Raw genomic sequence first — 23,275 nt, 5'->3', positions numbered from 1 at the left:
GGCGCCTCACCCGTCGCCCCGGTCCGGGCCGTCGCGGTCGTCGTCCTGGTCGTCGGTCGTGTCGGCGTCCGAGTCGTCGTCCTGGTCGTCGCTCGACGGCGGGGCGGGCGTGACGCGGTCGTCGTCCGTGTCGTCGTCGTCACTGTCGCGGTCGGTCGGGCTGGGCGTCGGGGCCGGCGTCGTCGGGGTCGCGGCCGGGGGAGCGGGCGTCACGACGACGGCCACGCCGACGTCACGGTCCTGCGGCCGCGCGGCGAGCGCGCCCGCCGCGGCGGCGCCGGCGAGGACGAGCACGAGCGCCCCCACGAGCCACGCGACGGTCCGGCGAGTCATGGACCCAGTATCGGAGAGCCGGATGAGACGCACATGAGAGTTTGCGCGACGAGCCGGCACGACGCATGTATCTCGATATCAAGATTGTTGACGTCTAGATATTGCGACCGGACGGAGCCGTCATGCCCCGCGACTGGGACCCTGCCCTCTACCTCCGCCACGCCGACGAGCGCACGCGCCCGATGGCCGACCTCGTGGCGCGCGTCCCCGTCGACGCGCGCACGGTCGTCGACCTCGGCTCCGGCCCCGGCCACCTGAGCCCGCTCCTGCACGCACGCTGGCCCGACGCCGCGATCACCGGGATCGACGCGTCGCCGGCCATGGTGGCCGCCGCCCGGCGCGACGCGTCCGCGCCCTGGGTGCGGTACGAGCTCGCGGACGTGCGCTCGTGGGCGCCGCCCGCGCCCGCCGACGTCGTGGTGAGCAACGCGACGCTCCAGTGGGTGCCGGGCCACCTCGACCTGCTTCCCCGGCTCGCCGACCACGTCGCCCCGGACGGCGCGCTCGCGCTCTCCGTCCCCGGCAACCACGACGCGCCGAGCCACCGGCTCCTGCGCGAGCTCGCTGCCCGACCCCCGTACGCGGCGCACGCCGCGGGCGTCGAGCGCCCCGCGGCGCACGACCCCGAGGTGTACCTCGACGCGCTCACCACCCTCGGCTGGACCGTCGACGCCTGGGAGACGACGTACGTCCACGTGCTCCACGGCCCGGACCCCGTGCTGCGCTGGGTCTCCGCGACGGGCGCCCGCCCCGTGCTCCAGGCCCTCCCCGACGACCTGCGCGACGCGTTCGTCGCGCAGTACGCCGCCGCGCTGCGGGACGCGTACCCGGAGCGCGGCGCAGGCACGCTCCTGCCGTTCCGTCGCGTCTTCGTCGTCGCGACGCGCGCGTGACCGCTCTCGTCAGCCCGCCGATCTCCGGCGGCCAGCGCGCACGCGGGCGTCAGCCCGCCGCGAGCCAGTCGTCCACGCCCGCGAGCAGCCGTCGCTTGGTGCCCGACGACGCGCGGCTCGCCCGGATCGACGACCGCGCGAGGTCGGCGAGCTCCGTGTCGGAGAACCCGTGCTCGCGCCGCGCCGTCTCGTACTGCCCGACGAGCCGGGACCCGAACAGCAGCGGGTCGTCCGCGCCGAGCGCGACCTGCGCGCCCGCGTCGACGAGCGCGCCGAGCGGGACCTGCCCCGCCTCCTCGTAGACGCCGAGCGAGACGTTCGACGCCGGGCACACCTCGAGCGCGATCCCGCGGTCCACCACGTCGTCGAGGACGCGCCGGTCCTCCGCCGACCGCACCCCGTGGCCCAGGCGGTCCGGGACCAGCTCGCGCACGACCTCGTGCACGTGGCCGGGGCCCAGGAGCTCGCCGCCGTGGGGCACCGACGCGAGCCCCGCCCGTCGCGCGATCGCGAACGCGCGCGCGAACTCGGCCGTGTCGCCGCGCCGCTCGTCGTTGCTCAGGCCGAACCCCACGACCTCGCCCGCGCCCTCGCCCGCGTACTGCGCCGCGAGCCGCGCGAGGGTCCGCGCGTCGAGCGGGTGCCGCGTGCGCGACGCCGCGACGACCACCGCGACCTCCGTCCCCGTCGCGGCGCTCGCGGACCGGGCGGCGTCGAGCACGATCTCCACGGCCGGGGTGATGCCCCCGACGAACGGCGCGTACGACGTCGGGTCCACCTGGATCTCGAGCCGCCCCGACCCCTCCGCGGCGTCGTCCTGCGCCGCCTCGAGCACGATGCGCCGCATGTCGGCCTCGGACCGCACGCACGCGCGCGCCGCGTCGTACAGGCGCTGGAACCGGAACCAGCCGCGCTCGGTGGGCGGCAGGCGCAGCGGGTCGCCGTCGACGAGCGCGTGGGGGAGCCGCACGCCGTACTGCGTGGCGAGGTCGCGCAACGTGTCGGGCCGCATGGACCCCGTGAAGTGCAGGTGCAGGTGGGCCTTCGGGAGCGTCGCCAGGTCTCGCACAGCGGGAGTCTGTCACGGGCGCCCGGCGCCCGCCGTCGGACGCGGGCCGACCACGGCGCAGGTCCCGCCGCAGGTCGGGGGTGCCGACGGCGCCCGCGCGCGTCACGCCCCGGGGAGGAACCCGCGCTGCATCGCGACCGTCACGGCGGCGGTGCGGTCGTCCACGCCGAGCTTGGCGAAGGCCCGCAGCAGGTGCGTCTTCACGGTCGCCTCGGCGATGAACAGCTCGCGTCCGACGGCCGCGTTCGACAGCCCGCGGGCCACGAGCCGCAGCACCTCGACCTCCCGGTCCGTGAGCCGCTCCGTCCCGCGCACCGACGTCACGAGCCGCGTCGCGACGCTCGGCGCCAGCACCGTCTGCCCCCGCGCCGCGGCGCGCACGCCCGCGACGAGCTCCTCGCGCGGCGTGTCCTTGAGCAGGTAGCCGGTGGCGCCCGCCTCGACGGCCCGCAGGATGTCGGCGTCCGTCTCGTACGTCGTGAGCACGACGACGCGCGGCCCCGCCGCCCCGCGCCCGCGGCCCGGTGCGCCGAGGATCGCCGCGGTCGCGCCCACGCCGTCGAGCACGGGCATCCGCAGGTCCATGAGCACGACGTCGGGCGCCAGCTCGCGCGCGAGCTCCACCGCCTGCGCGCCGTCGCCCGCCTCCCCGACCACCGCGAGGTCCGGCTCGGCGGCCAGCATCCCCACGATGCCCGAGCGCACGACCGGGTGGTCGTCGACCACGAGCACCCGCACCGCGCCGTCCCGGCCCGTCGTCCCCGTCACCGCACCGCTCCTCGCCTCGTCGGGGCTGTCCGGCCTGTGCCCACGCCCGTCGCGGGCAGCCGCACCGCGACGCGCGTCCCGCCGCCCGGCGCGGGCCCGACCTCGAGGCTGCCGCCCTCCGCGGCGACGCGCTCGCGCATGCCCCGCAGACCGTAGCCCTCGGCGGCGTCGTCGGGCAGCCCGCGACCGTCGTCGCACACCTCCAGGAGGGTCCCGTCCGCGTCGTGGCGCAGCACGACGCGGACCGCGCCCGCCCCGGCGTGGCGGCGCACGTTCGTCAGCGCCTCCTGGGCCGAGCGCAGCAGCACCACCTCCTCGGCGCTCGACAGCCCCGGGACGTCGTCGGCCGCGAGGTCCGCATGCGTCCCCGTCTCCTCGGTGAAACGCGTCGCGAGGCGGCGCAACGCCTCCCCGAGCGTGCTGCCCTGCAACGGGGCCGGCGCGGAGGCCGCGACCAGCGCCCGGGCCTCGGCGAGGTTGTCGCGCGCCGTCGACTCGACGAGCGCGAGGCGCTCGCGCGCCGCGTCCGGGGCGCCCCGGTCCAGGTCGGCGCCCGCGGCCTGCGCCAGCATGACGACGCTCGTGAACCCCTGGGCGAGCGTGTCGTGGATCTCCTGGGCGACCCGCTCGCGCTCCGCGAGCACGCCCGCCTCGTGGTGCGAGCGCGCGAGCTCGACCTGCGTCGCGCGCAGCGCGTCGACGAGACGCGCGTGCCGCTCCGACTGCCGCATCGTGTGCGCCGTCCACAGCCCGAGGCTCAGCGCGAACGCGAGCGCGACGCCCATCTGCGGCGCGGCGCTCGCGATCTCGTCGGGCTCGACGCGCCCCGTCGCCGGGTCGAACGCGAGCGCGAGCGCGGTGCCGGCCGCGAGCGCGACGCACAGCACGACCTGCGCCCAGAGGTGCTCCGAGAGCATCCAGATCTGCGTGAAGACGGCGAACAGCAGCAGCGTGCCGAGCGCGTCCTGCCCGACGACGACGAGCGTGCCCGCGATCGCGACGAGGAGGTAGAGGTGCGCCGGCACCTGGGCGCGCGTGCGGGCCGCGCGCCGCCCCCACGCGAGGTAGGCCAGGAGGATCGTCCCGAGCGCGGCGAGCGACACGAGCAGGGCCGTGCCGGCGACGCCTGCGGTGAGCAGCGCGAGCGCGCTGAGCACGACGATGACGTAGAACGCCACGTCCCACCAGCGCACGTCGCGCGCCCAGGTGCCGTCGAGCTGGGCCGTGGCCGCACCGTCCCTGGCCCCGTCCTCGCCCCCGGCCCGGTCCCCGGCCGCGGGGAGCCCGCCCGCGGGCGACGGCGGGTCAGCCGTCGTCACGGCGCCGCCACCGGAACGACCGCGCGCCCACCACGAGCCCCAGGACCAGCCATGCAACCAGTACAGCAGCGGTCGCGCCGTGCTGCCACGACCCGGACGGCTCGAGCGCCGCGGCCTGCTCGGGGAGGAAGACCGAGCGCATCCCCTGGGCCATCCACTTGAGCGGGAACACCGAGGCGACGGTCTGCATCCACGCGGGCAGCGCGAAGAACGCGAAGAACACCCCGGAGATGAACTGGAGCACGAGCACGACGGGCGTGACGACCGCCGTCGCGGAGCGGCCCGAGCGCGGCAGCGACGAGAACGCGACGCCGCACACGGCGCCCGCGGCGCACCCGAGCACGAACACCCACGCGAACGTCGTGAGCCGGGTCGCGGCGTCGGGCATGTCCCAGGGCATCGGGACGTCGTACACGACGGCCGCGAGGAGCAGCAGGAGCGCCGTCTGCACGATCGAGGTCGCGAGGACCAGGCCCACCTTGCCGTAGAAGTACGCCGACGCGGGCAGCGGGGTCGCACGCAGGCGCTTGAGTGTGCCGTCGTCGCGCTCGACCGCGATCGAGATCGCGAGCGACTGGAAGCTCGTGAGCATGACGCCCGTCGCGATCATGCCCGGCAGGAAGTACTGCGCGAAGGGCACGGAGTAGCCCGCGTCACCCTGGTCCTGCCCGTCGAACACCGTCGCGAAGATCGCGAGCATGATGAGCGGGTACGTGAAGATGAAGACGACCGCGTCGCGCTCGCGGAAGAACCCGCGCAGCTCGGCGCGCGTGCGTTCGATGCCGAGGCGGGCGGCCCCGGGCAGAGCGGCGCGCAGGGCGCGCGTGGTCGGGGCGACGGTCACGGTCGGGCCTCCTCGGGGACGACGACGGTCGCGTCGTCGGGCGTGCGGGCCGCGGCGGGTGCGCCGGGCCGGTCGGGGGCGGGCGCCGGGTCGCTCGACGCGACCGGCTCGCCGATGAGCTCGAGGTAGACGTCCTCGAGGCTCGGGCGCGTCACCTCGAGCCCGGGGACCTCGCCGTCGGGGTACTGCGCGGCGAGCGCCGCGACGACCGCGGTGGGGGAGTCCGTGCGCTCGGAGCGCCGGGTGCCGCCGTCGAGCCACCGCACGACGGGACGGCGCGCCTCCGCGCCCCCGAGGCGGTCGGGCGCGTCGAGCGCGACGACCTGCCCCGACCGCACGACGGCCGCGCGGTCGGCCAGGTAGGCCGCCTCGTCGAGGTAGTGCGTGGTGAGCAGGATCGTCGTGCCGTCCTCGCGCAGCGACCGGACGAGCGCCCAGAACGCGCGGCGGGCCTGGGGGTCGAACCCCGTCGTGGGCTCGTCGAGGAACAGCAGCTCCGGCCGACCGACGATCCCCAGCGCGACGTCGAGCCGTCGGCGCTGCCCGCCGGAGAGCTGGCGCGTGCGCGTGCGGGCCTTCTCCCGCAGCCCGACGGCGTCGATCACCTCGTCGGGGTCCCGCGGCGTCGGGTAGAACGTCGCGAAGTGCCGGACGAGCTCGGCGACCGTGAGCTCGGCCTGGTCGCGCGAGTCCTGGAGGACGACGCCGAGGCGCGCGCGCCAGGCGCGGCCCGCGGTCTGGGGGTCCTCGCCGAGCACGCGGACCTCGCCCGCGTCCCGGCGGCGGAAGCCCTCGAGGATCTCGACCGTGGTGGTCTTCCCGGCGCCGTTGGGGCCGAGGACCGCGAAGATCTCGCCGCGCTCGACGCGCAGGTCGATGCCGTCCACGGCCTGCTTGGGCCCGTAGCGCTTGCGCAGGCCGCGCACGTCCACGGCCGGTCCGCTCTGCCCGGCGCCGGGGCCGGAGCCGGCGCCGCGGGGGCCGGCGGGGAGGGGTGTCGTCGTCATGGGACCAGCGTGTCGGCGCGGGCCCCCGGGCCGCGACGCCCGTTCGTCCGGACCTCGTGTCCACCGATCGGTGGACGGTGGTTCGACCAGGGGCGCCGCGTCGCGTACAGTGATCCCTCGGTGGTTGACGCCCGCCACGCTGGTCCGCGCCCGTGAGACGACTTTCGTCCAGGGAGCGGGGCCGCGCGGGGCGCCGTCGGCACGAAGGGTAGTGGCGCAATTGGTAGCGCAGCGGTCTCCAAAACCGCAGGTTGCAGGTTCGAGTCCTGTCTACCCTGCACGGCGTGGCTCTCGCGGGACCTTCCCGGGATCCGCGCGCGGCCCGGCACCGGGTCGCACCGAGGGTTCGAGCAGGTCCCGTACGTGAGCGATGGGGAAGATCGAGTGAGCGAATCGCCGTCAGAGGCCGTGGGCGCAGGCGGTGCACGCGCCGACGAGGTGAAGAAGAAGGGCGGTCCGTCCGCGGACAAGAAGCCCAACGTCTTCGCGCGCATCGCCCTGTTCGTGCGCCAGGTGGTCGCCGAGCTCCGCAAGGTCGTCACGCCGACGCGGTCCGAGCTCATCACCTACACGACGGTGGTCCTCGTCTTCGTGGTCGTGGTCATGGCGTTCGTGACCGTCCTCGACCTGGGGATCGGCCAGGCCGTCCGGTGGGTCTTCGGCTAGCGCACGACCTTCCCCGGCCAGGCCGGGTCAGCACGGCAGCCGGCGCCTCTCGGGGCGCCGTCGGCGCTTCCAGAAGAAGTCTTCGAGCAGTTCGTTGAGAAAGCAGGTTCGTTCGTGTCCCAGGAGTCGCTGGACCAGACGGAGAACGTCGACCCGACGCAGCCCGAGGGTGCCCAGGACGACGTCGACGAGACCACGGACGTCCCGGCGGTCGACGGAGCCGACGAGGCCCTCGACGCCGCTGACGAGGCCGACGACGACGCGACGGACGACGCCGCTGACGAGACCGACGACGCGGCGGACGACGACGAGCCGTCGGACGACGACGAGGCGGACGAGATCCGCCCGGCCGACGAGGACGGCGACGTCATCGAGGACCCGGTCGCGGAGTTCAAGCGCACGCTGCGCTCGCAGCCGGGCGACTGGTACGTCATCCACTCCTACGCGGGCTACGAGAACCGTGTGAAGGCCAACCTGGAGAACCGCATCCAGAGCCTGAACATGGAGGACTACATCTTCCAGATCGAGGTCCCCATGGAGGAGGTGGCCGAGATCAAGAACGCGCAGAAGAAGATCGTCCGACGCGTGCGCATCCCCGGCTACGTCCTCGTGCGCATGGACCTCACCGACGAGTCGTGGGGCGCCGTGCGCCACACGCCCGGTGTCACCGGCTTCGTCGGCCACACCCACCAGCCGGTGCCGCTGACGCTCGACGAGGTCTTCTCGATGCTCGCGCCGATGCTCACCCCCGCCCCGGAGGCCGGCAAGCCCGCGCAGGCCGCGGCGAAGGCTCCCGTCGAGGTCGACTTCACGGTCGGCGAGTCGGTCACCGTCACGGACGGCCCGTTCGACACGCTGCCCGCCACGATCTCCGAGATCAACGTCGAGAACCAGAAGCTCAAGGTCCTCGTCTCCATCTTCGGCCGGGAGACCCCGGTCGAGCTGTCGTTCAACCAGGTCGCCAAGATCTGACGCGCGGGCGGCCCGAGCCGCCCCGCGTGAGCGCAGCACTGCAACCGGGTCATCGCCCACGGCGTCGGCCCACGAGAAGAAAGCCAGGGAAGAGTCATGCCTCCCAAGAAGAAGGTCTCCGGCCTCATCAAGCTCCAGATCCAGGCCGGTGCGGCGACGCCCGCGCCGCCGATCGGCCCCGCGCTCGGTCAGCACGGTGTGAACATCATGGAGTTCTGCAAGGCCTACAACGCGGCGACCGAGTCGCAGCGCGGCAACGTCATCCCCGTCGAGATCACGGTCTACGAGGACCGCTCGTTCACCTTCGTGACGAAGACCCCGCCGGCGGCGGAGCTCATCAAGAAGGCCGCGGGCGTGCAGAAGGGCTCGGCGACGCCGCACACCACCAAGGTCGCGAAGATCACCGCGGACCAGGTGCGCGAGATCGCCCAGACCAAGCTCGAGGACCTCAACGCGAACGACCTCGACGCCGCGTCGAAGATCATCGCCGGCACGGCCCGCTCGATGGGCATCACTGTCGAGGGCTGAGCAGAGCGAGCGCGGAGGTAGGACGAGCGCCAGCGAGTCCTGCCGGAGCGTGAGCGGCGCTCGGCCCGAGCAGACCATGCGTCGGGCCGAGCGTGGCAACATCGGAAGTGTCCGTCCACGACCGTGGGCGGCAGTGGCAGGGTCCGCGCGGACCCGCTGACCACGACTGCAGAAGGAGAAGCAGATGGCAACGCGCAGCAAGGCGTACCGCAACGCCGAGGAGAAGATCGACCGCGAGCGTCTCTACGCGCCGCTCGAGGCGATCCGTCTCGCCAAGGAGACGTCGACCGTGAAGTACGACGCGACCGTCGAGGTCGCGTTCCGCCTCGGTGTCGACCCGCGCAAGGCGGACCAGATGGTCCGTGGCACGGTCAACCTCCCCCACGGCACGGGCAAGACCGCCCGCGTCATCGTCTTCGCGAACGCGGCGAAGGCGGAGGAGGCCCGTGCGGCCGGTGCCGACGAGGTCGGCGGCGACGACCTGATCGAGAAGGTCGCCGGCGGGTACACCGACTTCGACGCCGCCGTGGCGACGCCGGACCTCATGGGCAAGGTCGGTCGTCTGGGCAAGGTGCTGGGCCCCCGTGGTCTCATGCCGAACCCGAAGACCGGCACCGTGACGATGGACGTGGCGAAGGCCGTGTCGGACATCAAGGGCGGCAAGATCGAGTTCCGTGTCGACAAGCACGGCAACCTGCACTTCATCATCGGCAAGGTCTCGTTCGACGAGAAGGCGCTCGTGGAGAACTACGCGGCGGCCCTCGAAGAGGTCCTGCGTCTCAAGCCGTCGTCCTCGAAGGGCCGGTACATCACCAAGGCCACGCTGACGACGACGATGGGCCCCGGCATCCCGCTGGACCAGTCCAAGACGACGAAGCTGCTCGAGGACGACGCCGCCTGACGGCAGTCCTCCCCGCGGACGGTCCTCCGTCCGCACCACGCACGACGGCGCGGCACCCGACCAGGGTGCCGCGCCGTCGTCGTCTCAGCAGGTCGCCCGAGGGTCCGCCGGCCGGGTCAGCAGGCGCCGAGGTCCTTCCAGACGCCCCACTGCCCGCTCTGCGCGGGGTTCTCGTTGGTGGTCCACCACTTGGCCTCGTAGGTGCGGCCCTGGTGGGAGACGCGGGCGCCACCGGTGTAGACGGCGGAGGCCGACCACGCGGTCGCGGTGCAGGTCCCGGGGTTGGTGGGGTTCGTCGGGTTGGTGGGGTTGGTCGGCTCGGTGGGGTTGGTCGGCTCCGTGGGCGTGGTCGGACCGCTCGCGAGGCGGCCGCCGATCACGGACGCGACCTGGTAGCCGTTGGTCTTGTCCCAGTTGATCGACCAGGTCATGACTCCGCCGATCTTGCCGTACGGCTTCGCGGGCTTGAAGGCGCCGCAGCCGGTGCCGACCTCGAGGCAGTCGACGGCCTTGACGACGTTCGCGAGCGGCTGGTAGCCGCCGCCCGCGGCGCGCGGCACGGCCGGTACGCCGATGCCCACCTGGTCGGGGCGCAGGCCCATCTCGAGCTGGATGCAGGTGAGCGCGGTGAGGAAGTCGACCGTGCCCTGCGAGTAGACCTGCTGGTTGCAGCCCATCATCGAGCCGGAGTTGTAGTACTGGGTGTTGACGATCGTGAGGATGTCCTTGATCGCGAGGGTGAGCTGGTAGTACCCCATGCTCGTCGCCTGGTAGTCGATCGTCTGCGGCGCCATGGTGAGGATCAGGCTCGGACCGACCTTCGCCGCGAGCTGGTGGAGGGCGCTCGACATGTACGTGGCGTTGATGCCGTGCTCGAGGTCGATGTCGACGCCGTCGAACCCGTACTTCTGCATGAGCGCGTACGTGGTGTCGGCGAAGTTCTTCGCCTCGGTCGCGTTCGAGACGATGACGTTGCCCTTCTCCCCGCCCACGGAGATCACGACCTTGCGGCCCTGCGCCCGGATGGCCGCCACGTCCGCCTTGAACTGGGCCTCGGTGTAGCCGCCGAGCTCCGCGCTCGCGAGGTTGAACGTGATGCCACCGGGCGTCCCGGCGAGGTTGTCCGCGAACGCGATCGCCACGAGGTTGTACGCCTGGGGGACCTCGGACAGGCGCATCGTCACGGAGCCGTTGTCGAAGTTGTGCCAGTAGCCGGTGAGCCACTGCGTGCTGCCCGACGGCGCGGCGGCGCTCACGGGAGCGGCGGGCGCGGCCGACGGCGCCGCGGCGGTCGCGGGCGCGGCGGCGAGCGCTCCGCCCGCGACGACGGTCGCCGCGGCGACGACGGAGGCGAGGGCGCGCAGCGCGCGCCCGGTGAGGCCGCGCGTGCGGCCGGGGAGGACTGTTCTCACGGAGGTGCTCCTCGTGCTCGGGCGGGGCGCGTCGTCGCGCCTCGCCGGTCCGCACCCGCGGTGTGGGTGCAGGGGTCGCTCCCGACGCTAGGCCCGGTGCCCGCCGCGCGGCATGAGGGATTCCCCGGAACTTCGGGCCCCGCGGTTACGGGAGAACTCGTACCCTCCGGGCGGCGTGGCGCCGCGCCGGGGGCAGCCGCCGTCGGGCCCTCACGGCGCGGTGCCGGGCCCGCCGTCGTGGGCCGGGCCGTGCCCCGGCAGGTGCCCCAGGACGGGCAGGTGGGACCCGTGCGGCACGGCGTGCCGCGCGGCGTCGGTCCCGCCGAGACCGAACGTCGCGACGGCGGCGACCATGACGGACACCGAGAAGAGCGCGACGAGCCGCGCCCCGGCGCGCGCCGGCGGGCCGTCGGCGGGGACGCGCGCCGGGCGGGCGAGGACGCACGCCGTCGCGACCCGCAGGGCGGCTGCGGCGGCCGCACCCGCGGAGAGCGGCACGCCGGACGCGACGGGCACGGCCACCCCGGCGATGGTCGCGACGAGGAGCAGGGCGATCCCGGCGCGCGGGACCGCCGTCGGGCGCCCGGGCCGCGGCCCGCGGGCGAGGAGCACGAGCGCGACGACGAGCTCCCCGGCCCCGGTGGCCAGCGCGAGCAGGCCGGACGGCGCCGGGAACGCGCCCCGGACGAGCCCGAGGTCGACGATCCCGGCGCCGAGCAGCGCGAGCGCGGCGCCGACGCGGCGGGTCGGGACGGGCGTCGTCATGCCGTGACGGCGCGGCCCGCGTCCTCGCGGTCCGCGGCGAGCCCGACGCCGAGGAGCAGCAGCGCGCTGGCGAGGTGCAGCACGTTGTCGGCGCCGTTGAGCGCGATGATGTTGGCGCCGGTGTCGACGAGGAACAGCCCCACCACGCCGACGAGGAGGTACACCGCGCCGATCGCGACGTTCGTGCCGCGCGCGGCCCGGACGCTGCGCGACGCGAGCAGCAGCGCCGCCCCGATGCCGAGGTGGACGATGTTGTGCAGGGGGTTCACCTCGAACAGCAGGAGGTTGCGGCCCTCGGTGGCGGCGAAGCCGACCCCCGACGTCACGACGAAGCCGGCGAGGCCGACCAGCAGGTAGACGGTGCCGAAGACGGCTGCGAGCAGGCGGTTCGGGGACGAGGTCATGGTGGTCTCCGCTCGGTGGTCGCGCGGCCTCTCCGCGCGTCGCCCCGGGTTCGGAGCGGTGCGGGATCCGGACGGGTCCGCCGGTGCGGGTCCGGGACAGGGATCGCTCCGGACGGAGCCGACCGCGATGTATCAGACGGGCGGTCCGCCCCTCTCGTCCGGGTGGAGGAGCGCCGACCAGACGCTCCCGCCCGTGTGCCGGAGGGACGAGATGCGACGCAACCGCACGAGCCGGGAGGGGTGTGACCAGTGACGATGGTTGTCGACCCCACCGGCCCGGCCGTAGAATCAGGCGCTTCCGGGGACCCCCCGCTGATGCCTGACCGGACGAGCGTGCCGAGGACAGTGCGCCCCATGACCAGAACGACCGACGAGGTGGCCGACACCGGCGAACCGGGCCTCAGCCTGGGGGACCGGGGTGCGTTCGCGCTCCTGGAGTACCGCGACGGCCGCCCGGAGGCGCTCGGTGACTTCGTCCGCGAGGCCTCCCCCCTCCTGTGGCACACGGTGCGCGCGCAGGGCGTCGAGCGCGAGCAGGCCGACGACCTCGTCCAGACGGTGTGGGTCGCGCTCGTGCGCAACGCGATGACCATCAAGGAACCGCACGCCGTCCTCAAGTGGCTGCTCATCACGGCCAAGCGCGCGGCCTGGGAGGCCGTGCGCAAGCACCGCGACGAGGCCCGACGGCGCACCGAGCTCCCGGACGACACCGACGAGGGCGTCCCCGAGCTCCCGTCGGGCGACCCGACGCCGGACGTCGAGGTGCTCCGCAACGAGCGCGACCGCTCCCTCTGGGCCGCGCTCGACCGGCTGCCGGAACGCTGCCGCCAGCTCCTGCACCTCGTGTCGCTCGCCGACCGTCCGGACTACAAGGCCATCTCGGCCGCCATCGGCATGCCCGTCGGGAGCATCGGCTCCACGCGGGGCCGCTGCCTCGCCAAGCTGCGCGACATCATCGACGACCAGGGGGAACCGTGGGAAGCATCATGAGCACCGAGCCGACGCACAGCCCCGACGAGCCGCTCGACGCCGTCGACCTCGCCCTCCTGGCCGACCTCGCGCGGATCGCCGAGGAGATCGACCCCGTCCCGGACGGCCTCGTCGAGCGGTCGCTCTTCGCGATCACGCTCGCCGGGCTCGAGGCCGAGGTCATGGAGCTGGAGTACGTCCAGGCTCCCGCGACGTCCGTGCGCGGCGACGCGCCGCCCGTCGAGGCGCGCACGATCACGTTCACGTCCGAGTCCGTCACGGTGATGATCTCGCTGTCCCCGACGGACGACGGCCGCATCCGCATCGACGGCTGGGCCGCCCCCGCGACGGCGCTGCGCGTCGAGCTGCACCGCCCCGGCGTGGTGAGCGAGACGACGAGCGACGACGACGGCCGCTTCGTCTTCGAGGCCGTCGACCGCGGCCCGGCGAGCCTCGTGGTCCGCCGCGCCGACGGGGCCGGCGGTGCCGTGAGCACGCCGGTCGTCGAGCTCTAGCACCCGGTGGGCCGCGGGCGACGCCCGCGGCCTACCGACCGCAGCACCAGGAAACCCTTCCCCCGCGCAGCGCTGCGCGGGCGGTCGCCCGTCGACGACGACGCGCGCGGCACCGGACGAACGTCATCTCCCGAGGAGGAGCACGTGAGCGAGACCCCTGAACCCCCCGCCGCGGCGGACCCCGGCTTCTTCGGCGACCGGCCGAGCCGGCTCCAGTGGCGCACCCGCACGATCGACCCGGTCGCCGCGCAGCGTCGCGCCGGGCAGCAGTCCCCGCACCCGACCTGGTACGTGGGCGACCGCATCCTCATCCCCGAGTCGCCGTTCGACCGCGAGGGGAACCGCTCGCTGCGGTGGCTCGAGCGCGCGGCCGAGCGTCTCGGCCTCCGCGTGGAGGTGCAGCAGGAGAGCATCGACGACGCCGAGCTCGTCCGTGAGGCGGGCCTCGACCCGGAGACGACGACCGACCTGCTCCGCACGTTCGGCTACTCCGTGCGCCTGCGCTACCGCGACGACGCCCAGGGGCAGCTCCCGGACGCCTGGCACCTCGTCGAGGAGCTGCGTGGACGGCTGTGCCCCGACGACCGGCACAGCCCGCGGCTCGCGCTCGACCACATGGTCGCGCCGACCCCGTTCATCGGCGGCCAGCCGTACACCCAGCCGTTCCCGTACACGCAGCCGCACCCGTACACCCAGCCCCACCCCTACACGCAGCCGCACCCGTACACCCAGCCCCACCCCTACACGCAGCCGCACCCCTTCGCGGGCACCGCGGAGTACTCCCTGCCGGGCTCGGGCGGCCGCACGCCCGTGAGCTGGATCGGGCCCGTGCCGCGCCGCGCGCTGCCCGCGGGGGACACTCCGTGGGTCGCGGGCGACGGTGTCCGTCGCCCCGTCGTCGCCGTGCTCGACACCGGCGTCGGCGAGCACCCGTGGTTCGACGACGACCTCGAGACGCGCGGCACGATCGTCGTGCGCGACCCCGAGCTGCTCGGTCAGCCGCTGTCGACGCTGCCGCCGACGGAGTACCCGTACGAGGACCCGGAGATCGGCGGCGTGTCGGTCTCGCCCCTCACCGGTCCGCTCGACCCGGTCGCGGGCCACGGGACGTTCATCGCGGGTCTCGTGCACCAGCTCTGCCCGGACGCCGTCATCCTCGCCCCGCGTCTCTACGGCGGGTCGGGCGTCGTGCCGGAGCGCGACCTGCTGCGGACGCTGCGCCGCGTGCTCCTGTGGCACGTGCTCGGCCTGTCCGGTCACGACGGCTACGCGCCGATCGACGTCCTCGTGCTCTCTCTCGGGTACTACCACGAGCGCCCCGAGGACGCGGACTTCGACGCCCCGTTCGGGGCGCTCATCCGCGCGCTGCGCCGGTACGGCGTCGTCGTCGTGGTGTCGTCGGGCAACGACGGCCAGACCCGCCCGACCTACCCCGCGGCGTTCGCCCCGCGGATCAACAGGAAGGCGGAGCCGCCCGTGCCGCTCGAGGGGGTGACGCTGCTCCTCGACGAGCCGCCGGTCCTCACGGTCGGTGCGGAGAACCCGGACGGGACGGTGTCGCTCTTCAGCAACGACGGCCCCTGGATCACGTGCACCCGCCCGGGCGCGGCCCTCGTGTCCACGATCCCGCGCACGATCGACGGCGCCGTCGCGCCCTCGCGCCACGTGCCCGAGCTCTGGGGCCCGGGATACCGCGCCACGATCGACCCCGAGGGGTTCCAGGGCGGGTTCGCGACGTGGAGCGGGACGTCGTTCGCGGCACCCGTCCTCGCGGGCGAGCTCGCGGCGTCCCTGCTCGAGCGGATCGGCGACGACCCGACGGACCCGGACGTCCTGCAGCCCGGCCAGGGCGCGCCGGACCGCTGCGCCTGGCTGTGGCCGTCCATTACCCTGGCGACGGGTCTGGTCCCGACCCCGGGTGACGACGCATGAGGTGATGAGCGGTGGTGCGCAGCGGCCGGGAGGTGCTCGAGGCCCGGCTGGCCGCTGCGCAGGCCGTGAACGCGCGCGGCCAGCACCGGCGCGCGAGCCGCGCGTTCGCGCAGATCGTCCAGGACGTCGACGCCGCGGGCGAGGGCGCGAGCCGGGACGACGCCTACCTGGCCGCGCGCGCCCTGCTGGGGCTCGCGCTCGCCGAGTTCGAGCTCACGGGCGACGTCGACGGCGCCTACGAACGGCTCGCCGAGGTCGAGGCGCGCGGCGCCGCGCTGGCCAGGCGCGACCTGGCCCTCGTCGTACGGTCGCAGCGCGGGCTCCTGCGGCTGCGGACCGGCGACGTCTCCGCCGCGCTGGACGAGCTGGAGACGGCGGCCGAGGTCATCGACGACGCGCGCCCCCTCGACGCGGCCGTCCTGCTGCTCAACCTCGGCTCCCTGCGCCTCGAGCTGGGCGACGCCGAGGGGGCGAGCCGCGACCTCGACGACGCCGTCCACCGGGCCACCGCGCTCGGGGACGAGCTCCTGGTGTCCAAGGCCCGGCACAACCTCGGGTACGCGGAGTACCTGCGCGGCGACCTGCCGGTCGCCCTGCGCGCCATGGACGAGGCCGCGGCGCAGGCGCCGGACCGGCACGCCGCCGTCGGGCTCATCGACCGCGCGCAGGTGCTGCTCGACGCGGGCCTGCTCACGGAGGCGGACGAGGCGCTGAGCGAGGCGCGCGAGCACCTCTCCCGCTACCGCATGCTGCGCGACCTCGCGGAGGTCGAGCTGGTCCGGTCGCGCGTTGTGCTCGGCCTGCGGCGGTACGCCGAGGCGCGGCGCCTCGCGCGCTCGGCGTCGCGCCGGTTCGACCGCCTCGGCAACAGGCCGTGGGTGCTGCGCGCCCGCGTCGCGGAGCTCCAGGCGGCGCTCACCGAGCACCGCGCGACCCCCGTGGGCCCGGCGCGCGCCCGTCGGCACGCGACCTGGGCGCTCGACCTCGCGCGCGACGGCGAGACCCTGGGCAGCGTCTCGGGTCTCGGGATCACGGTCCCCGCGCGACTCCTCGCCGTCGAGTGGCTCGTGTCCGCGGGCGACGTGCGCGGTGCGCAGGAGGTCCTGCGGGCCGTGCCCCCGCGGCTCGGCCGCGCGCCGCTCCCCGTCCGGCTCCAGCACGAGGCGGTCCTCGCGCAGCTCGCGTTCGTGGCCGGCGACCGGCGCGCCGGCGTCCGCGCCGTGCGGCGCGGCCAGGCGGCGCTCGCGGACCACCGCGCGCGGCTGGGGTCCGTGGACGCGGTGACGGCGTCCGCGGTGCACGGCGTGCGGCTCGGCAACGTCGACGTCGAGGCCGCGCTGCGCACCCGGCGCCCCGGGACGATCTTCGACGCCGTCGAGCGTGGCCGGGCGGCGTTCGCCGGGACGGGCCGCGTGCGCCCGCCGGCGGACCCGGTCCTCGCGGACCTCCTCGCCGCCGCCCGGCGCGAGGTCGAGGCGGCCCGCGCGCTGGGGGCGCCCTCGGACGCGGCCAGCCTCGCGCGCCGGCAGGACCACCTCCAGGCGGCGCGGCGCCTCCAGGACGACGCACGACGGCGCTCCTGGCAGCACGGGGGAGGGGCCGCGGCCCCGGTCCCCGCGTCGGAGCGGCGGCTGCGCGCCACGCTGGCCGACGCCGGGTCCGACGCGGTCGTGGCCGACCTCATGCTGGACGGCGACGACGTGCTCGCCGTCCGCGTCAGCGCCCGGGGTTCTCGGCTCGTGCGCCTCGCGTCGCGCGCAGCGGTCGCCGAGCAGGTGCGTCGTGCGCGCGCGGACTTCGCGGTCCTGTCGAACGTGCTCATCCCGGTCCCCATGCGCGAGGCCGCCGTCGGCTCGCTGTCCCGGACGCTGGCCGCGCTCGACGACGCGCTCGTCGTCCCGCTCGAGGCGGACGGCGACCTCCACGTCGCTGCCCGCGACCTGCTGCTCGCGCTGCCGTGGGCCTCGCTGCCCTCGCGGCGCGGGCTGCGCACGTGGGCGAACTCGTGGGTGGACCTGCGTGACGGCGAGCCGGTGCGTCGGACGGACGAGGCGCTCGTCGTCGCCGGACCGGGCCTGCGCTTCTCCGGCGCCGAGGCGAAGCTCGTCGCGTCCGTGTGGGAGGGGGCCGAGGCGCTCGCGGGGGAGGAGGCGACGTGCGAGGCCGTCGTCGACGGCCTGCGCACCGCGGGGGTCGTGCACCTGGCCGCGCACGGCACGCACGAGACCGACAACCCGTTGTTCTCGTCGCTCCGGCTCGCCGACGGCCCGCTGTTCGCGCACGAGCTCGACGGCACCGACCTGCACGGTGTGGTCGTCGTGCTGTCGGCGTGCGAGGTGGGGCTCTCGACGCCGCGCATCGGCGGCGAGTCGCTCGGCCTGACGAGCGTCCTGCTGCGGCTCGGCGCCCGCGCGGTGATCGCGAGCGTGGCCCCGCTGCGCGACGACGTCGCGGCGCGCGTCATGCCGTCGCTCCACGCCGAGCTGCGCGACGGCGCCATGCCGGGGACGGCGCTCGCCCGGGCGGTCGCCGACGAGCCCGAGCCGGTACCGCTGGTCTGCTTCGGCCCGCTGGTGCTCTGACGGCACGGGCCGCGGTTTGGAGCACGCGACGTCGTCCCGTAAGATCAGCGTGTACCCAAGACCGCCGGTCGTCCGACGCTGCCCGCAGACTCCGTCTGCAGGACGTGACGGACCGAAGTCCCGCCCACGAGGTGGAGGCCAGCGCAGGTAGCGAATCGACGACGTCCGCCCGGCCCCGCCGCGCGTGCGACTGCGAGCCCCGCGCCTGCGCGGGGCTCTTTCTCGTCCCGGGACGGACGCCGGTGGTACCACCACCGGAAGGATTGCCATGGCGAGGCCGGACAAGGCAGCCGCAGTCGCCGAGATCTCGGACAAGTTCCGCGACTCGAACGCTGCCGTGCTGACCGAGTACCGCGGGCTCACCGTCGCGCAGCTCAAGCAGCTGCGTCGGTCGCTCAGCGGCAACGCAACCTACGCCGTGGTGAAGAACACGCTGACCGCTATCGCGGCCAAGGAGGCCGGTGTCGAGGGACTCGACGCCGACCTGCAGGGCCCGTCGGCAATCGCCTTCGTCACCGGGGACCCGGTCGAGGCAGCCAAGGGTCTGCGTGACTTCGCCAAGGCGAACCCCGCGCTGGTCATCAAGGGCGGTGTCCTCGACGGGCGCCCCCTGACCGCCGCGGAGGTCACGAAGCTCGCGGACCTCGAGTCCCGCGAGGTCCTGCTGGCCAAGGCGGCCGGCGCGATGAAGGCCAAGCTCTTCCAGGCTGCCTACGTCTTCACCGCGAACACCGCCCAGGCCGCCCGCGTCATCGATGCCCTGCGTCAGAAGCAGGAATCGGAGGGCGCTGCCGCCTGATCCCGCGCCCGGGGCACGCCCCGGTCTCGTGATCCACGCAGCGCAAGCACACACCCCGCTTCTGGCAGGCCCGCACCGGGCCGCTGCCGAGCACCGACCGAAAGGAACGCCATCATGGCGAAGCTCAGCACCGACGAGCTCATCGAGCAGTTCAAGGAGCTCACCCTCATCGAGCTCAACGAGTTCGTGAAGGCCTTCGAGGAGACCTTCGAGGTCACCGCCGCCGCCCCCGCCGCCGTCGCGGTCGCCGCCCCCGCGGGTGGCTCGGGCGACGCCCCGGCCGAGGAGGAGAAGGACGAGTTCGACGTCATCCTCGAGGCTGCCGGCGACAAGAAGATCCAGGTCATCAAGGAGGTGCGCGCGCTCACGTCCCTCGGCCTGAAGGAGGCCAAGGACCTCGTGGACGGTGCCCCGAAGCCGGTCCTGGAGGGCGCGAACAAGGAGACGGCCGAGAAGGCCAAGGCTGCCCTCGAGGGCGCCGGCGCCACGGTCACCCTCAAGTGATCGCACCGGTCCCGTCCTGACGGGACCGGTCGCACGCCGCACGAGGCCCGCACCCCGCCCGGGGTGCGGGCCTCGTCGTTCCCCGGCGGCGGCGCCGGGCGGGCAGGAGGGCCCGGGGGCGGCCCCGCGGCGTCGCGCCGCGTCCCGGGGCGACCGGGATCCGACGGCGTCGGCGCACCGGCTTCACGGAACGGCCACGAGTGTGCCACCATGTGCGGGTCGACGACGCAGGACAGCGAGGTCGACAGCAGCAGGTTCAGGCCCGCACGGCGGGCCGGAGGACGGGCGACGAGGCCCGTGCGAGTACCGGCGAGGCGCGCAGCGCCCGCGTCCGGGCGGGGGAGTGCGCCCCGAGGTTGTGTGGCGACGCCTTCTTGGGGTATGCTCACGCTTTGCGCTGTCCTGTGCCCCCGATCTCATATACCCCCGACCCCCTCGACGACGTACGTGCGCGTCCGCGAGGTGTCGTGGCGGCGGTGATCGTGTCCAGCCCGGCCGGTGCAGCGTTCTTTCGATCTGCAGGGAAGGACCCCTCTTGGCTGCCTCGCGCACCCCTTCTGCTCCGTCCGCCGACGCCATCGCGAACCGCACCGCATCGCGTCGCCTCTCCTTCGCCAAGATCTTCGAGCCGCTCGAGGTCCCCGACCTGCTGGGCCTCCAGACCGAGAGCTTCGACTGGCTGCTCGGCAACGAGGCGTGGCAGGCGCGCGTCGCCGCCGCGGCCGAGGCCGGGCGCCAGGACGTGCCCTCGACGTCGGGTCTCGAGGAGATCTTCGAGGAGATCTCCCCGATCGAGGACTTCGGGTCCTCGATGTCGCTGTCGTTCTCCAACCACCGCTTCGAGCCGCCGAAGTACACGGCCGACGAGTGCAAGGAGAAGGACTTCACGTACGCCGCGCCGCTGTTCGTCACCGCGGAGTTCGTCAACTACAACACCGGTGAGATCAAGAGCCAGACGGTCTTCATGGGCGACTTCCCGCTCATGACCGAGCGCGGCACGTTCATCATCAACGGCACCGAGCGCGTCGTCGTCTCGCAGCTCGTCCGCTCGCCCGGCGTCTACTTCGAGCGCGCCGCCGACAAGACGAGCGACAAGGACATCTTCTCCGCAAAGATCATCCCGTCGCGCGGTGCCTGGCTCGAGTTCGAGATCGACAAGCGCGACGCCGTCGGCGTGCGCGTCGACCGCAAGCGCAAGCAGTCCGTGACCGTGCTGCTCAAGGCGCTCGGCCTCACGGAGTCCGAGATCCGCGAGCAGTTCGCGGACTTCCCCTCCGTGCTCGACACGCTCGAGAAGGACCACGTCCACACGCAGGACGAGGCGCTCGTCGACCTCTACCGCAAGATCCGCCCGGGCGAGCCGCCGACGGTCGAGGCCGGCCGCGCGCTCCTCGAGAACTTCTACTTCAACCCGAAGCGCTACGACCTCGCGAAGGTCGGCCGCTACAAGGCGAACAAGAAGCTCGGCATCGACGCGCCGCTCAGCGACTCCACGCTGTCGGTCTCGGACGTCGTCGCGACGATCAAGTACCTCGCGGCGCTGCACGCGGACCACGCGAGCATCCCGGGCACGCGCAACGGCGAGGCCGTCGAGGTGCGCGTCGAGACGGACGACATCGACCACTTCGGCAACCGCCGCATCCGCGCCGTCGGCGAGCTCATCCAGAACCAGGTCCGCACGGGCCTGTCGCGGATGGAGCGCGTCGTGCGCGAGCGCATGACGACGCAGGACGTCGAGGCGATCACGCCGCAGACGCTCATCAACATCCGCCCGGTCGTGGCGTCCATCCGCGAGTTCTTCGGCACGTCGCAGCTCTCGCAGTTCATGGACCAGAACAACCCGCTCGCGGGCCTGACGCACAAGCGTCGTCTCTCGGCCCTCGGCCCGGGTGGTCTCTCGCGCGACCGCGCCGGCATGGAGGTCCGTGACGTCCACCCGTCGCACTACGGCCGCATGTGCCCGATCGAGACCCCTGAGGGTCCGAACATCGGTCTGATCGGCTCGCTCGCGTCGTACGGGCGCATCAACCCGTTCGGCTTCATCGAGACGCCGTACCGCAAGGTGACGGCGGGCAAGGTGACCGACGAGGTCGTCTACCTCACGGCCGACGACGAGGACCGCCACGTCATCGCGCAGGCGAACCAGACGCTCAACGCCGACGGCTCCTTCGCGGACGAGCGCGTGCTCGTGCGCACCAAGGGCGGCGAGGTCGAGATCGTCCCCGGCGCGCAGGTCGACTACATGGACGTCTCGCCGCGCCAGATGGTCTCGGTCGCCACGGCGCTCATCCCGTTCCTCGAGCACGACGACGCGAACCGCGCCCTCATGGGTGCGAACATGCAGCGCCAGGCCGTGCCGCTGGTCCGCTCCGAGGCCCCGCTCGTCGGGACCGGCATGGAGTGGCGCGCGGCCGTCGACGCGGGCGACGTCGTCGTCGCGACGAAGCCCGGTGTCGTCACCGAGGTCTCGGCCGACCTCGTGCTCGTCGCGAACGACGACGGCACGACCGGCAGCTACCGGATCGCGAAGTTCCGCCGCTCGAACCAGGGCACGAGCTACAACCAGCGCGTGCTCGTCGACGAGGGCCAGCGCGTCGAGCCCGGCTCCGTCCTCGCGGACGGCCCGGCGACCGACGAGGGCGAGCTCGCGCTCGGCCGCAACCTCCTCGTGGCGTTCATGTCGTGGGAGGGCCACAACTACGAGGACGCGATCATCCTCAGCCAGCGTCTCGTGCAGGACGACGTGCTCTCCTCGATCCACATCGAGGAGCACGAGGTCGACGCGCGCGACACCAAGCTCGGCCCCGAGGAGATCACGCGGGACATCCCGAACGTCTCCGAGGACGTCCTGGCGGACCTCGACGAGCGCGGCATCATCCGCATCGGTGCCGAGGTCGGCGCGGGCGACGTCCTGGTCGGCAAGGTCACGCCGAAGGGCGAGACCGAGCTGACCCCGGAGGAGCGCCTCCTGCGCGCGATCTTCGGCGAGAAGGCGCGCGAGGTGCGCGACACGTCCCTCAAGGTGCCCCACGGCGAGTCCGGCACGGTCATCGGCGTGCGCGAGTTCAACCGCGAGGACGGCGACGAGCTGCCCGCGGGCGTGAACCAGCTCGTGCGCGTCTACATCGCGCAGCGCCGCAAGATCACGGACGGCGACAAGCTCGCCGGCCGTCATGGCAACAAGGGCGTCATCTCCAAGATCCTGCCCGTCGAGGACATGCCGTTCCTCGAGGACGGGACGCCGGTCGACGTCGTCCTCAACCCGCTGGGCGTCCCCGGTCGTATGAACGTGGGCCAGGTCCTCGAGACCCACCTCGGGTGGGTCGCGAAGCAGGGCTGGGACATCTCGCTCGCCGAGGGCAAGGACCTCTCCTGGAAGGAGAACGTCCCCGAGATCGCCGCGACGTCCGAGCCGGGCCGTCCCGTCGCCACCCCGGTGTTCGACGGCGTCCACGAGGACGCGCTCACGGGCCTGCTCTCGACGACGATCCCGAACCGCGACGGCGACCGCATGGTCGGCGCCGACGGCAAGGCGCGCCTCTTCGACGGCCGCTCCGGCGAGCCGTTCCCCGAGGCCGTGTCGGTGGGCTACATGTACATCCTCAAGCTCCACCACCTGGTCGACGACAAGATCCACGCGCGCTCGACCGGCCCGTACTCGATGATCACCCAGCAGCCGCTCGGTGGTAAGGCGCAGTTCGGCGGTCAGCGCTTCGGCGAGATGGAGGTGTGGGCCCTCGAGGCGTACGGCGCGGCCTACACGCTCCAGGAGCTCCTCACGATCAAGTCGGACGACGTGCCCGGTCGCGTCAAGGTCTACGAGGCGATCGTCAAGGGCGAGAACATCCCCGACTCGGGCATCCCGGAGTCCTTCAAGGTCCTCCTCAAGGAGATGCAGTCGCTGTGCCTGAACGTCGAGGTGCTCTCGAGCGACGGCGTGTCCATCGAGATGCGGGAGTCGGACGACGACGTGTACCGCGCAGCCGAAGAGCTCGGCATCGACCTGTCGCGCCGCCCCAACGCGGCGTCCAGCGTCGACGAGATCTGATCTCGGGCAGGTGGGAGCGGGTCACCCCGCTCCCACCGACGACCC

General features: G+C 73.7%; 21 protein-coding genes and 1 tRNA gene. 13 read left to right on the top strand and 9 right to left on the bottom strand.

Annotation, left to right across the window (positions count from 1 at the left end; all coding sequences use genetic code 11):
* Positions 1-6: 6 nt before the first annotated feature.
* Positions 7-333, bottom strand: a complete 327-nt coding sequence (locus E1O70_RS10545) for a hypothetical protein (RefSeq protein WP_061268506.1) — start codon at positions 331-333, stop codon at positions 7-9.
* Positions 334-455: 122 nt separating this feature from the next.
* On the opposite strand from E1O70_RS10545, the gene E1O70_RS10540 reads away from it, so the two are divergent.
* Positions 456-1,226: a methyltransferase domain-containing protein gene (locus E1O70_RS10540; RefSeq protein ID WP_061268505.1), complete on the top strand. Its 771-nt coding sequence runs from the start codon at positions 456-458 to the stop codon at positions 1,224-1,226.
* Positions 1,227-1,275: 49 nt separating this feature from the next.
* Here the strand turns inward: E1O70_RS10540 and E1O70_RS10535 are convergent, their stop codons facing one another.
* The 5 genes from E1O70_RS10535 to E1O70_RS10515 all read right to left on the bottom strand — a co-directional run bounded on the left by E1O70_RS10535 (position 1,276) and on the right by E1O70_RS10515 (position 6,233).
* Positions 1,276-2,295 carry an adenosine deaminase gene (locus E1O70_RS10535; RefSeq protein WP_061268504.1) on the bottom strand — a complete coding sequence of 340 codons (1,020 nt, stop codon included), beginning with the start codon at positions 2,293-2,295 and terminating at the stop codon, positions 1,276-1,278.
* Between the two features lie 102 nt (positions 2,296-2,397).
* Complete coding sequence (locus E1O70_RS10530; protein ID WP_082774644.1) at positions 2,398-3,063, bottom strand: response regulator; 666 nt, start codon at positions 3,061-3,063, stop codon at positions 2,398-2,400.
* Positions 3,060-4,382, bottom strand: coding sequence for a sensor histidine kinase (locus E1O70_RS10525; protein WP_082774643.1), 1,323 nt, complete (start codon positions 4,380-4,382; stop codon positions 3,060-3,062). The genes E1O70_RS10530 and E1O70_RS10525 overlap by 4 nt, the downstream gene beginning before the upstream one ends.
* Entirely contained in the window at positions 4,369-5,226 is an 858-nt protein-coding gene (locus E1O70_RS10520; protein WP_061268503.1) for an ABC transporter permease, read from the bottom strand. The genes E1O70_RS10525 and E1O70_RS10520 overlap by 14 nt, the downstream gene beginning before the upstream one ends.
* Positions 5,223-6,233 carry an ABC transporter ATP-binding protein gene (locus E1O70_RS10515; RefSeq protein ID WP_082774642.1) on the bottom strand — a complete coding sequence of 337 codons (1,011 nt, stop codon included), beginning with the start codon at positions 6,231-6,233 and terminating at the stop codon, positions 5,223-5,225. The genes E1O70_RS10520 and E1O70_RS10515 overlap by 4 nt, the downstream gene beginning before the upstream one ends.
* A gap of 205 nt (positions 6,234-6,438) precedes the next feature.
* Here E1O70_RS10515 and E1O70_RS10510 point away from each other — a divergent pair.
* The 5 genes from E1O70_RS10510 to rplA all read left to right on the top strand — a co-directional run bounded on the left by E1O70_RS10510 (position 6,439) and on the right by rplA (position 9,300).
* Positions 6,439-6,511 (top strand) — tRNA-Trp (locus tag E1O70_RS10510).
* Positions 6,512-6,671: 160 nt separating this feature from the next.
* A complete protein-coding gene (gene secE / locus E1O70_RS10505; protein WP_034653782.1) occupies positions 6,672-6,899 on the top strand; it encodes a preprotein translocase subunit SecE in 228 nt (75 codons plus the stop codon).
* Between the two features lie 114 nt (positions 6,900-7,013).
* Positions 7,014-7,871 (top strand): transcription termination/antitermination protein NusG, encoded by an 858-nt coding sequence (nusG, locus tag E1O70_RS10500; protein WP_061268502.1) that lies wholly within the window; start codon positions 7,014-7,016, stop codon positions 7,869-7,871.
* Between the two features lie 96 nt (positions 7,872-7,967).
* A complete protein-coding gene (gene rplK, locus E1O70_RS10495; protein ID WP_021482529.1) occupies positions 7,968-8,399 on the top strand; it encodes a 50S ribosomal protein L11 in 432 nt (143 codons plus the stop codon).
* A 184-nt stretch (positions 8,400-8,583) separates the two neighbouring features.
* Complete coding sequence (gene rplA / locus E1O70_RS10490; RefSeq protein ID WP_034653773.1) at positions 8,584-9,300, top strand: 50S ribosomal protein L1; 717 nt, start codon at positions 8,584-8,586, stop codon at positions 9,298-9,300.
* Positions 9,301-9,416: 116 nt separating this feature from the next.
* Here the strand turns inward: rplA and E1O70_RS10485 are convergent, their stop codons facing one another.
* The 3 genes from E1O70_RS10485 to E1O70_RS10475 form a co-directional block, all read right to left on the bottom strand.
* Positions 9,417-10,712 (bottom strand): glycosyl hydrolase family 18 protein, encoded by a 1,296-nt coding sequence (locus E1O70_RS10485; protein WP_061268501.1) that lies wholly within the window; start codon positions 10,710-10,712, stop codon positions 9,417-9,419.
* 210 nt (positions 10,713-10,922) lie between these two features.
* The gene (locus E1O70_RS10480; protein ID WP_061268500.1) at positions 10,923-11,477 is read right to left on the bottom strand and encodes a hypothetical protein; all 555 of its coding nucleotides are present in this window, start codon (positions 11,475-11,477) and stop codon (positions 10,923-10,925) included.
* Positions 11,474-11,881 (bottom strand): DUF4383 domain-containing protein, encoded by a 408-nt coding sequence (locus E1O70_RS10475; RefSeq protein WP_021483202.1) that lies wholly within the window; start codon positions 11,879-11,881, stop codon positions 11,474-11,476. The genes E1O70_RS10480 and E1O70_RS10475 overlap by 4 nt, the downstream gene beginning before the upstream one ends.
* Positions 11,882-12,235: 354 nt before the next feature.
* On the opposite strand from E1O70_RS10475, the gene E1O70_RS10470 reads away from it, so the two are divergent.
* From E1O70_RS10470 to rpoB, 7 genes are all read left to right on the top strand, one after another.
* Positions 12,236-12,871, top strand: coding sequence for an RNA polymerase sigma factor (locus E1O70_RS10470; protein WP_034653623.1), 636 nt, complete (start codon positions 12,236-12,238; stop codon positions 12,869-12,871).
* Positions 12,868-13,365, top strand: a complete 498-nt coding sequence (locus E1O70_RS10465) for a hypothetical protein (RefSeq protein WP_034653625.1) — start codon at positions 12,868-12,870, stop codon at positions 13,363-13,365. The genes E1O70_RS10470 and E1O70_RS10465 overlap by 4 nt, the downstream gene beginning before the upstream one ends.
* A 144-nt stretch (positions 13,366-13,509) precedes the next feature.
* A complete protein-coding gene (locus tag E1O70_RS10460; RefSeq protein WP_061268499.1) occupies positions 13,510-15,297 on the top strand; it encodes a S8/S53 family peptidase in 1,788 nt (595 codons plus the stop codon).
* A gap of 11 nt (positions 15,298-15,308) precedes the next feature.
* Positions 15,309-17,879 (top strand): CHAT domain-containing protein, encoded by a 2,571-nt coding sequence (locus E1O70_RS10455; RefSeq protein ID WP_061268498.1) that lies wholly within the window; start codon positions 15,309-15,311, stop codon positions 17,877-17,879.
* 268 nt (positions 17,880-18,147) lie between these two features.
* Positions 18,148-18,678, top strand: coding sequence for a 50S ribosomal protein L10 (gene rplJ, locus E1O70_RS10450; protein WP_021483443.1), 531 nt, complete (start codon positions 18,148-18,150; stop codon positions 18,676-18,678).
* 114 nt (positions 18,679-18,792) lie between these two features.
* Positions 18,793-19,182, top strand: a complete 390-nt coding sequence (gene rplL, locus E1O70_RS10445; protein WP_021483444.1) for a 50S ribosomal protein L7/L12 — start codon at positions 18,793-18,795, stop codon at positions 19,180-19,182.
* Positions 19,183-19,717: 535 nt separating this feature from the next.
* Positions 19,718-23,230 (top strand): DNA-directed RNA polymerase subunit beta, encoded by a 3,513-nt coding sequence (gene rpoB / locus E1O70_RS10440; protein ID WP_061268497.1) that lies wholly within the window; start codon positions 19,718-19,720, stop codon positions 23,228-23,230.
* The last annotated feature ends 45 nt before the right edge of the window (positions 23,231-23,275 follow it).

Origin of the sequence: Cellulosimicrobium funkei, assembly GCF_004519295.1 — a bacterium.
GTDB classification, from domain to species: domain Bacteria; phylum Actinomycetota; class Actinomycetes; order Actinomycetales; family Cellulomonadaceae; genus Cellulosimicrobium; species Cellulosimicrobium funkei.
The sequence above is the reverse complement of the archived record's forward strand: the minus strand, read 5'-3'. Positions and strand labels throughout refer to the sequence as shown.

Coding starts and splice junctions, on each gene's coding strand:
- E1O70_RS10470 (WP_034653623.1), top strand. CDS start 12,236: ATGACCAGAACGACCGACGAGGTGGCCGACACCGGCGAACCGGGCCTC.
- E1O70_RS10475 (WP_021483202.1), bottom strand. CDS start 11,881: ATGACCTCGTCCCCGAACCGCCTGCTCGCAGCCGTCTTCGGCACCGTC.
- E1O70_RS10480 (WP_061268500.1), bottom strand. CDS start 11,477: ATGACGACGCCCGTCCCGACCCGCCGCGTCGGCGCCGCGCTCGCGCTG.
- E1O70_RS10540 (WP_061268505.1), top strand. CDS start 456: ATGCCCCGCGACTGGGACCCTGCCCTCTACCTCCGCCACGCCGACGAG.
- rplJ (WP_021483443.1), top strand. CDS start 18,148: ATGGCGAGGCCGGACAAGGCAGCCGCAGTCGCCGAGATCTCGGACAAG.
- E1O70_RS10515 (WP_082774642.1), bottom strand. CDS start 6,233: ATGACGACGACACCCCTCCCCGCCGGCCCCCGCGGCGCCGGCTCCGGC.
- E1O70_RS10545 (WP_061268506.1), bottom strand. CDS start 333: ATGACTCGCCGGACCGTCGCGTGGCTCGTGGGGGCGCTCGTGCTCGTC.
- rplL (WP_021483444.1), top strand. CDS start 18,793: ATGGCGAAGCTCAGCACCGACGAGCTCATCGAGCAGTTCAAGGAGCTC.
- rplA (WP_034653773.1), top strand. CDS start 8,584: ATGGCAACGCGCAGCAAGGCGTACCGCAACGCCGAGGAGAAGATCGAC.
- rplK (WP_021482529.1), top strand. CDS start 7,968: ATGCCTCCCAAGAAGAAGGTCTCCGGCCTCATCAAGCTCCAGATCCAG.
- E1O70_RS10465 (WP_034653625.1), top strand. CDS start 12,868: ATGAGCACCGAGCCGACGCACAGCCCCGACGAGCCGCTCGACGCCGTC.